This window comes from Diaphorobacter sp. (assembly GCF_050251835.1).
Taxonomy (GTDB): domain Bacteria; phylum Pseudomonadota; class Gammaproteobacteria; order Burkholderiales; family Burkholderiaceae_C; genus JBFXIE01.
Genome location: NZ_JBFWLZ010000061.1, coordinates 1 through 9,246, shown reverse-complemented (window position 1 = coordinate 9,246; position 9,246 = coordinate 1). Strand labels below are relative to the sequence as shown.

The window sequence follows — 9,246 nt, the reverse complement described above, 5'->3', positions numbered from 1 at the left end:
CTCTCCCCTTGGGAGAGGGTTGGGGCGAGGGCTCGCGGCGCAGTCTGAAGCATGTCGCAAATCAGGGTATCTCATGCAAAGTATTCAGTTGGCGCCCTATGCCTGCCACCCGGCGCATAGCCGGGGCAGGCGGTACTTCGAGCCGCCCGCGCCCACCCGCACCGACTACCAGCGCGACCGCGACCGCATCGTGCACTCCACGGCCTTCCGCCGGCTGGTCTATAAAACCCAGGTCTTTCTGAACCATGAGGGCGACCTGTTTCGCACCCGGCTCACGCATTCGCTGGAGGTGGCGCAGCTGGGGCGCTCGGTGGCGCGGTCGCTGCGGCTGAGTGAAGACCTGGTGGAGGCCGTGTGCCTGGCCCACGACCTGGGGCACACGCCCTTCGGGCACGCGGGGCAGGATGCGCTGAATGCCTGCATGGCCGACTTTGGCGGTTTTGAGCACAACCTGCAAAGCCTGCGCGTGGTGGATGCGCTGGAAGACCGCTACCCCGATTACGACGGCATCAACCTGACCTTTGAGACGCGTGAGGGCATCCTCAAGCACTGCTCGCGGCGCAATGCCGAGCTGCTGGAAGAGCGCGAGCCTGGCGGCGTGGGGCGGCGCTTTCTGCTGGGCCTGCAGCCCAGCCTGGAGGCGCAGCTGTGCAACCTGGCCGACGAGATTGCCTACAACGCGCACGACATCGACGACGGCGTGCGCTCGGGCCTGATTACGCTGCAGCAGCTGCGCGATGTGCCGCTGTTTGACCGCTATCGCGCCCAGGCGCAGGCGCAGTACCCGCATCTGGCGCAAGCGGCGGGCCAGCGCAAGCTGCTGGCCGAGGCCATCCACCGCATGCTCAGTGACCAGATCTACGACGTGATCGACACCACCCGCGCCGCCCTGGCAGACGCGGCGCCAACGGATGTGGACGCCGTGCGCGCAATGCCTGCGCTGGTGGGGTTCTCGCAGGACATGCGGGCGCAGTCGCAGGTGCTGAAGCACTTTTTGTTTCATCAGCTCTACCGTCACCCCCAGGTGGCGCAGACCATGGAGCGCGCGCGCCAGGTGGTGCGCGACTTGTTCGCCATCTACCAGGCCGACCCGCGCCAGATGCCGCCCGTGCAGGCCGATTGGGCGCTGCAGGGCGACGCCCAGCGCCGCGCCCGCACCGTGGCCGACTTCATCGCCGGCATGACCGACCGCTTTGCCGTGCGCGAGCACGAGCGCCTGACCGGCCAGCATCTGCTGGGTTGATGCGTCTGCGCCCCGGATGCGTCCGGGTGTCTGAAAAAGGGCCACGCATACAATGCAGGCCCCCTTGAAAACCAGCCTGCACCATGACCACCAGCCCCGCGCCCGACCAGCCCGCCAACGATGCTGCGTCGTCTCCCGCTTGCGACGACAGTGTCGTCGTGCAAGACACCGTGCGCTGGCTGGAGCGCGCCGTCATCGGTCTGAACCTGTGCCCGTTTGCCAAAAGCGTGCATGTCAAGGGCCAGATTCATTACGTGGTGAGCCACGCGACGGATGCGCGTGGCCTGCTGCAAGACCTGCAGCGCGAGCTGGAGGCGCTGGCCGAAGCACCGCCCGAAAAGCGCGACACCACGCTGCTGATGGCGCCGCTGGTCATGCCTGATTTTTTGGACTTCAACGACTTTCTGGAATTGGCCGACGAGCTGGTCGAGGCCATGGACCTGGCGGGCATTCTGCAGGTGGCGTCGTTTCACCCGCAGTTTCAGTTTGAGGGCACGCTGGCCGACGACGTGACCAACTGCACCAACCGCGCGCCATACCCCACGCTGCATCTGCTGCGTGAAGAAAGCATCGACCGCGCGGTGGAGGTGTTCCCAGAGGCGGAAGAAATCTTCGAGCGCAACATGGAAGTGCTGGAGCGCCTGGGCGCACAGGGCTGGGCCGACCTGGACGTGGGCCCGCGCTGCGCCGCGCACAGCCCCGCAAATGCAGCCAAGGGCGCACCCCAGGCATGAGCCGCCACCCCGTACCCGCACGCCAGCCCCAGGACGCACGCGCCAAGGAGGGCCTTCGCCAGAAGGGCGCTGCAGCAGCACAAGCCGCCGATGCCGCCGTGCTGGCCGAGCTGAGGCCCGGCCAGTCCGTCGAGCTGCTCAAAGAGCTGCACATCCTCACGCGCGAGGGGCGGCTCAACCAGGACTCGCGGCGCAAGCTCAAGCAGGTCTATCACCTGTACCAGTTCATCGAGCCGCTGCTCAGCGAACTGTCGGCCGACGGCCACGCGCCGCTGCTGGCCGACCACGGCGCGGGCAAGTCCTACCTGGGCTTCATCCTGTACGACCTGTTCTTCAAATCGCTGGGGCGCGGCGAGATCTACGGCATCGAGTGGCGGGCCGACCTGGTACAGCGCTCGCGCGAGCTGGCGCAGCGCCTGGGTTTTGAGCGCATGCACTTCTTCGACATGTCGGTGGCAGACGCCGCAGGCGCGGCCGAGCTGCCCGAGCGCTTCGACATCGTGACCGCGCTGCACGCCTGCGACACCGCCACTGACGACGCCATCGACTTCGGCCTGCGCAAACAGGCACGCGCCATGGTGCTGGTGCCCTGCTGCCAGGCCGAGGTGGCGGCCTGCCTGCGCAGCACCAAGGCGCTGAGCCTGTCGCGCACGCCGCTGGCCGAGCTATGGCGCCACCCCATCCACACCCGCGAGCTGGGCAGCCAGATCACCAACGTGCTGCGCTGCCTGCACCTGGAGGCCAGCGGCTACCAGGTGACGGTGACCGAGCTGGTCGGCTGGGAGCACAGCCTGAAAAACGAGCTGATCCTGGCCCGCCACACCGGCCAGAAAAAACGCAGCGCCCGCGAGCGGCTGGCCGCCATCCTGGACGAGTTCGGGCTGACGCAGGCGCTGGGTGCGCGTTTTGGGATTTGTCAAAATTGATAGCTGCCAGCGTTTGATTTGTCTGGGCTAGAGCCGGTTTTTGCATAAATTCAAATGCTGCGGCAAGCCTCTCACCCTGTACCAAAGCGCTCCCTGTTCATTCCCGTGAAAAAGGGAGCACACCGCCCGCCTTGCGTGCGCCGCGCGCTGAGTTGCAGACCGACAGCAGCCAGCCCATGCCGATGGCCAGCACCACGGACGTGATCTCTGCCGTGCGGGTGGGCAGGTAGCGCTGCGCCCATTCGCAGGCCAATGCCAACGCTGCCGTGCAGACGGTCATGCCCCCCAGCAAGGCGCCGTTGCGCACCGTGCTCCAGACGATCGCGCCAAAGCACAGGCATTCAAACGCGCGCGCCGGGATTGCAGACTGCACCCAGGTAGAGAGCGACGAGGCAAATGGCATCCAGGCCATGTCGGTTGGCGGAGTGCGCCATGCCCAGGGCCATATCGCGTCTAGCAGGAAAGTGGCCAGCGCCACCCACGCCGTGGCCGCCCAGCGCGCACCCGGGGCCCAGGTGTCAAACCAGCGCCACAGCAACCAGCCGCCCGCGATGCCCAGCACCACCGCCATGCCCGGCGACTGGCCCACAACCAGGAACTTGCCCGCCAGCACCGCCACCGTGGCCGCCAGTGCCAGCGCCCGCGCGCGGTGCGCCAGCCGGGCACTGCGGGCCAGGTGCGCAGCGGCCGACAAGCCGATCACCGCCATGCCCGCATGCGTCAGCATGCGCCGCGGCTGCCACAGGTCTTGCTGCCACAGCGACTTGATGTGGCGCGCCACCGAAGAAACGTCCAGCGTGGGGATCAGCGGATACAGCTCGGCGACGCCCCACAGTGCGACCAGCACCAGGGTAAACCGGTCTGCGTCGGCCCAGCCCTGGTGCCGGACCAGCAGGTGCCCCACACGCCACCGTGCGGCAAAACCGGCGCCCCAGCCCAGCACGAAGCCCGCCATGTTGAAGATCACATCCGAGAGGGCAGGGGTGCGCGGCAGGTATTTTTGCAGCCACTGCAGCACGCCGGCCAACACCAGCGCCGCCGCCAGCCAGCCAGCAAAAAATATCCACCAGCGCCCACGCGCCTGCGCGGCCCAGCCCAGCAGGACGCCCATAGGCGCAAACAAAATGACGTTCTCGACCAGATCTACCAGCCCGACGCGGCCGCGCCAGACAAAGGCCTGCGGCGCAATAAAGTTCCACTGAAAAGGAAACAGCGAGCCGTAAACAATCAGCAATACAACCAGCGCCAGCGCCGCCGGGAGGCTGCGCGAGCGGTCATCTGCAGGTTTCATGGGCGCCTTGCTGAGTGCGGGGTTGGACCATGTTACCCAGCCCAGCAAGTAACGCACGGGCCATTGCGGCGGCGCGGCCTTGCAATGCACGACAGCACAGGCGCCGTCAATCACCCGCCCGGCGTTTGCGTGCGACAACGCAGCCCAGCAATGCCACGCCGATCAGCGCCAGCGATGCCGGCTCGGGCACCGGGTTGCCGGGCTCCAGGGCTTCGGTGGTGCGTATCCCGAACGTGAAACCGTGCCAGGTCTCAGGCGTGGGCACAGTCCAGGAAAAACTGGAGAACGTACCTAGAAACTGAATGGTGCCGTGGCCTTCCGTGCCGCGCAGGATGTCGCCAGGCAACTGTGTCAGACTGGTGCCGGATCCGCCCCAATAGCCGACACCCTGGCTGACGATGGCAAAGGGTGCGTCAAAGTCGTAAGTGGTGGGCACATTGGGCTGGCCCAGGCTGACGATGGCCATGACCGGGTCTTTGATGGGGGCAGACAGGGTGACCGTGTAGATCTGGCTCTGACCACCGCTCAACTGGAGGATGTCCGGGGTGGGCGGCGCGTTGTCAACCTGGGCGCTGACGTAGGGGGTGGCGGGGTTCCAGTAGTTGGTTCCACCGATTGTCTGGGCGCCATACAGGTTGCCAGGGGCTCCGCTGGCGAAGGTGGCGCTGAATCCCACGTTGACGGTCGAGGCGTCGGGCAACGTGATCACGCCCGACGCTGTGCCGCCCGCGATGTTTGCGGCGGTCCAGTCAACATAGTGGTAAGGCGCGGCCGATGCGTTGAAGGCGGCTGCCAGGCCACAAGCCAATAGCGTCAAATGCACTGGGTGCGGAATGTAAGGGCGTCGCATGGCGGGTTGCTCCAGAAAGCGGTTGAGGGGCACAGCCCTGCGAAGCACTTTTCAGGCCACGCGCCTATCGCATTGATTTCATTGGCGAATGCTTGTGATTTTCAGACGTGCAGTAAAAGAAGCCGACACCCCAGATGGCGGTCGACTGGGTCGGATGAGGGTTTGATTTGAGTTGACAGGATGCGTCAATACGGTGTGGGCTGTATCAAAATCAATAGCTGTCAGCGCTTGCTACAAAAAGGCTGGGGGCACTTTTTTCTAGTGGCCGTTGCATCACCTGCGCTGACAGCGGTTCAGAACAGCGGCGCGGCTTACTTCATGGTGATGGTGGTGTTCACCCCGTCGCTGCTGCAGGGCGAATCGAACACATGGAACGCAGTCCGGTAAGCCTATCGGCAACCCGCCTGTCGTGATGTTCAACCCCTTGGGCAGGGCGTTGGTGGGGGCGTTGCTGGCGTTTTTAATAGGGGTCATTAATAGGGGTCAGATTCCAATTAAAATCGCCCCCCGCTTTGCCCCGAGGAATTCGCCATGGCCCGACTGCCCCGTCTCACTGTGGCGGGTTACCCGCACCACGTCATCCAGCGCGGCAACAACCGCCAGCCTATCTTTGTCGATCTGCAAGACTTTGAGACCATGCTGGCGCTGCTGACCGACAACGCGCAAAAGTCTGGCGTTGCCGTCCATGCCTACGTGCTCATGGATAACCACTTTCACCTGCTGGCCACGCCCGCCACGGCCGATGGCCTGCCGCAGATGATGCAAGCCGTGGGCCGCAGCTATGTGCGCTACTTCAACGACCGCCACGGCCGCAGCGGCACGTTGTGGGAGGGGCGCTACCGCTCGACGCTGATCGACTCCGAGCGTTACCTGCTGGCCTGCATGGCCTACATCGACCTCAACCCCGTGCGCGCCGGCATGGTGGCGCAGCCGCAGGCCTGGCCCTGGTCAAGTCATACCCACTACCTGGGCCAGCGCAGCGACAAGCTGGTCACGCCGCACGCGCTGTATTGGTCATTGGGCAACACGCCTTTTGCACGCGAGGCCGCCTACGCCGCGCTGGTGCATGCAGGCATTGCCGGCGCCGATCAGGCCGCGCTGACCGACGCCACGCTGCGTGGCTGGGCGCTGGGCGATGCGGATTTTGTGGCCGAGTTACAAAAAAAATCGCCACGCCGCGTTACCAAGGCACGGCCAGGCCGGCCCGTTGCCGCACCCAAAAATTAAGGCTAAATAGGCTTTCAACCCTTGCGTATCAAGCGCTAGAGGCTATTAAATTTGATATGTCCCCAATTTAAGAAAAGCATAAAAATGCGTCAATTAATTGGAATCTGACCCCCATTAAAGTGCTTGCGTGCCGGGGTGGCGTTGCTCTACGCTTGCGTTCCCAGTGATTTTTTGAGGAAGCGCGCCATGACCAAGGCTGCCGAAATTCAGCACCTGCAACAGCACGGCCTGTATGCATCCAGCAATGAACATGATGCCTGTGGCCTGGGCTTCGTGGCTCACATCAAGGGCGAAAAGCGGCACGACATCGTGACCGGCGCGCTCAAGATTCTGGAGAACCTGGACCACCGCGGCGCCGTGGGTGCCGACAAGCTGATGGGCGACGGCGCGGGCATCCTGATCCAGATTCCCGACCAGCTGTACCGTGAAGAAATGGCGAAGCAGGGGGTCGAGCTGCCGCCTGCCGGCGAATATGGCGTGGGCATGATCTTCTTGCCCAAGGAGCACGCCAGCCGCCTGGCCTGCGAGCAGGAGATGGAGCGCGCCATCAAGGCCGAGGGTCAGGTACTGCTGGGCTGGCGCGACGTGCCGGTCAATCTGGACATGCCGATGTCGCCCACGGTGCGCGAAAAGGAACCCATCCTGCGCCAGGTGTTCATTGGCCGCGGCTCCGATGTCATCGTGCAGGACGCGCTGGAGCGCAAGCTGTACGTGATCCGCAAGACGGCCAGTGCTGCCATCCAGGGCCTGAAGCTCAAGCACAGCAAAGAGTATTACGTGCCCAGCATGAGCAGCCGCACCGTGGTGTACAAGGGCCTGCTGCTGGCCGATCAGGTGGGTGTGTACTACAAGGATCTGGCCGACGAGCGCTGCGTGTCGGCCATTGGCCTGGTGCACCAGCGTTTCTCGACCAACACCTTCCCCGAGTGGCCCCTGGCCCACCCCTATCGTTACGTGGCGCACAACGGCGAGATCAACACCGTGCGCGGCAACTACAACTGGATGCTGGCGCGCGAGGGCGTGATGGCCTCGCCCGTGCTGGGCGAGGACCTGAAGAAGCTCTATCCCATCAGCTTCGCCGGACAGTCCGACACAGCCACCTTCGACAACTGCCTGGAACTGCTGACCATGGCAGGCTACCCCATCAGCCAGGCGGTGATGATGATGATCCCCGAGCCCTGGGAGCAGCACGAGTCCATGGACGAGCGCCGCCGCGCGTTTTATGAATACCACGCCGCCATGCTCGAGCCCTGGGACGGCCCGGCCTCCATCGTGTTCACCGACGGCCGCCAGATCGGCGCCACGCTGGACCGCAACGGCCTGCGTCCCTCGCGCTATGTCGTGACGGACGACGATCTGGTGATACTGGCCTCCGAGGCTGGCGTGCTGCCCGTGCCGGACGGCAAGATCGTGCGCAAGTGGCGCCTGCAGCCCGGCAAGATGCTGCTGATCGACCTGGAGCAGGGTCGTCTGATCGAAGACGACGAGCTGAAGGCCAATATCGTCAACACCAAGCCCTACAAGCAGTGGATCGAAAACCTGCGCATCAAGCTCGACGACGTGAAGGTGGGCGAGAGCGTTGCGCTGCAGCCTGCCGCCACCGAGCTGCCGTTGCTGGATCGCCAGCAGGCCTTCGGCTTCACGCAGGAGGACATCAAGTTTTTGCTGGCCCCCATGGCGCGCAATGGCGAGGAGGGTGTGGGCTCCATGGGCAACGACAGCCCGCTGGCCGTGCTGTCCAGCAAGAACAAGCCTTTGTTCAACTACTTCCGCCAGATGTTCGCGCAGGTGACCAACCCGCCGATCGACCCGATCCGCGAGGCCATCGTGATGAGCCTGGTGTCCTTCGTGGGCCCCAAGCCCAACTTGCTGGACATCAACCAGGTCAACCCGCCCATGCGCCTGGAGCTGCACCAGCCCATCCTCGACTTCGAGGGCATGGCCAAGCTGCGCCAGATCGAGCAGCACACGCATGGCAAGTTCAAGAGCGCCACCATCGACATTACTTACCCGCTGAGCTGGGGCCGCGAGGGCGTGGAGGCCAAGCTGGCGTCGCTGTGCGCGCAGGCCGTTGATGAGATCAAGGGCGGGGCCAACATTCTCATCATCAGCGACCGCAACATCAGCAGCACCCAGGTGGCCATTCCGGCGCTGCTGGCGCTCTCAAGCATTCACCAGCACCTGGTGCGCTCGGGCCTGCGCACCACGGCGGGCCTGGTGGTAGAGACGGGCACCGCACGCGAGGTGCACCACTTTGCCGTGCTGGCGGGCTACGGCGCCGAGGCAGTGCACCCCTACCTGGCGCTGGAAACGCTGGTGGACATGCACAAGGACCTGTCGGGCGAGCTGTCTGCCGACAAGGCCATCTACAACTACATCAAGGCGGTGGGCAAGGGGCTGTCCAAGATCATGTCCAAGATGGGCGTATCCACCTACATGAGCTACTGCGGCGCGCAGCTGTTCGAGGCCGTGGGCCTGAACAGCGATACGGTGGAGAAGTACTTCACCGGCACCGCCAGCCGCGTGGAAGGCATTGGCGTGTTCGAGATCGCCGAGGAGGCCATTCGCACCCACCGGGCCGCGTTCGGTGACGACCCGGTACTCGAGACCATGCTGGATGCGGGCGGCGAGTACGCCTGGCGCGCACGCGGCGAGGAGCACATGTGGACGCCCGACGCCATTGCCAAGCTGCAGCATTCGACACGGGCCAACAACTTCAGCACCTACAAGGAATACGCGCAGATCATCAACGACCAGAGCAAGCGCCACATGACGCTGCGCGGCCTGTTCGAGTTCAGGTTCGACCCCTCCAAGGCCATTGCCGTGGAAGAGGTGGAGCCCGCGCAGGAGATCGTCAAGCGTTTTGCCACCGGCGCGATGTCGCTGGGCTCGATCAGCACCGAAGCGCACGCCACGCTGGCCGTGGCCATGAACCGCATCGGCGGCAAGAGCAACACCGGCGAGGGCGGCGAGGA

7 protein-coding genes are annotated in these 9,246 nt (G+C 64.6%); 5 read left to right on the top strand and 2 right to left on the bottom strand.

The genetic code is table 11. The features are described from left to right. Positions 1 to 73 precede the first annotated feature (73 nt). The 3 genes from AB7E35_RS14265 to AB7E35_RS14255 all read left to right on the top strand — a co-directional run bounded on the left by AB7E35_RS14265 (position 74) and on the right by AB7E35_RS14255 (position 2,903). Positions 74 to 1,243, top strand: a complete 1,170-nt coding sequence (locus AB7E35_RS14265; RefSeq protein ID WP_428167793.1) for a deoxyguanosinetriphosphate triphosphohydrolase — start codon at positions 74 to 76, stop codon at positions 1,241 to 1,243. 83 nt (positions 1,244 to 1,326) lie between these two features. Continuing rightward, complete coding sequence (locus AB7E35_RS14260) at positions 1,327 to 1,977, top strand: DUF1415 domain-containing protein (protein ID WP_428162727.1); 651 nt, start codon at positions 1,327 to 1,329, stop codon at positions 1,975 to 1,977. Continuing rightward, a complete protein-coding gene (locus tag AB7E35_RS14255; RefSeq protein WP_428167792.1) occupies positions 1,974 to 2,903 on the top strand; it encodes a class I SAM-dependent methyltransferase in 930 nt (309 codons plus the stop codon). The genes AB7E35_RS14260 and AB7E35_RS14255 overlap by 4 nt, the downstream gene beginning before the upstream one ends. A 97-nt stretch (positions 2,904 to 3,000) precedes the next feature. Here the strand turns inward: AB7E35_RS14255 and AB7E35_RS14250 are convergent, their stop codons facing one another. After that, a complete protein-coding gene (locus tag AB7E35_RS14250; RefSeq protein ID WP_428167791.1) occupies positions 3,001 to 4,194 on the bottom strand; it encodes a VanZ family protein in 1,194 nt (397 codons plus the stop codon). A gap of 106 nt (positions 4,195 to 4,300) precedes the next feature. Then, positions 4,301 to 5,044, bottom strand: coding sequence for a PEP-CTERM sorting domain-containing protein (locus AB7E35_RS14245; RefSeq protein ID WP_428162724.1), 744 nt, complete (start codon positions 5,042 to 5,044; stop codon positions 4,301 to 4,303). Positions 5,045 to 5,575: 531 nt separating this feature from the next. Between AB7E35_RS14245 and AB7E35_RS14240 the strand changes: the two genes are divergently transcribed. Further along, positions 5,576 to 6,271: an REP-associated tyrosine transposase gene (locus tag AB7E35_RS14240; RefSeq protein ID WP_428167790.1), complete on the top strand. Its 696-nt coding sequence runs from the start codon at positions 5,576 to 5,578 to the stop codon at positions 6,269 to 6,271. Between the two features lie 186 nt (positions 6,272 to 6,457). Continuing rightward, a partial coding sequence (locus AB7E35_RS14235) for a glutamate synthase central domain-containing protein (protein WP_428167789.1) occupies positions 6,458 to 9,246 on the top strand: 2,789 nt, incomplete at its 3' end.

Excerpts from the sequence above, each read along its gene's own strand:
- AB7E35_RS14255 (WP_428167792.1), top strand. The coding sequence starts at position 1,974 with ATGAGCCGCCACCCCGTACCCGCACGCCAGCCCCAGGACGCACGCGCC.
- AB7E35_RS14265 (WP_428167793.1), top strand. The coding sequence starts at position 74 with ATGCAAAGTATTCAGTTGGCGCCCTATGCCTGCCACCCGGCGCATAGC.
- AB7E35_RS14245 (WP_428162724.1), bottom strand. The coding sequence starts at position 5,044 with ATGCGACGCCCTTACATTCCGCACCCAGTGCATTTGACGCTATTGGCT.
- AB7E35_RS14240 (WP_428167790.1), top strand. The coding sequence starts at position 5,576 with ATGGCCCGACTGCCCCGTCTCACTGTGGCGGGTTACCCGCACCACGTC.
- AB7E35_RS14260 (WP_428162727.1), top strand. The coding sequence starts at position 1,327 with ATGACCACCAGCCCCGCGCCCGACCAGCCCGCCAACGATGCTGCGTCG.
- AB7E35_RS14250 (WP_428167791.1), bottom strand. The coding sequence starts at position 4,194 with ATGAAACCTGCAGATGACCGCTCGCGCAGCCTCCCGGCGGCGCTGGCG.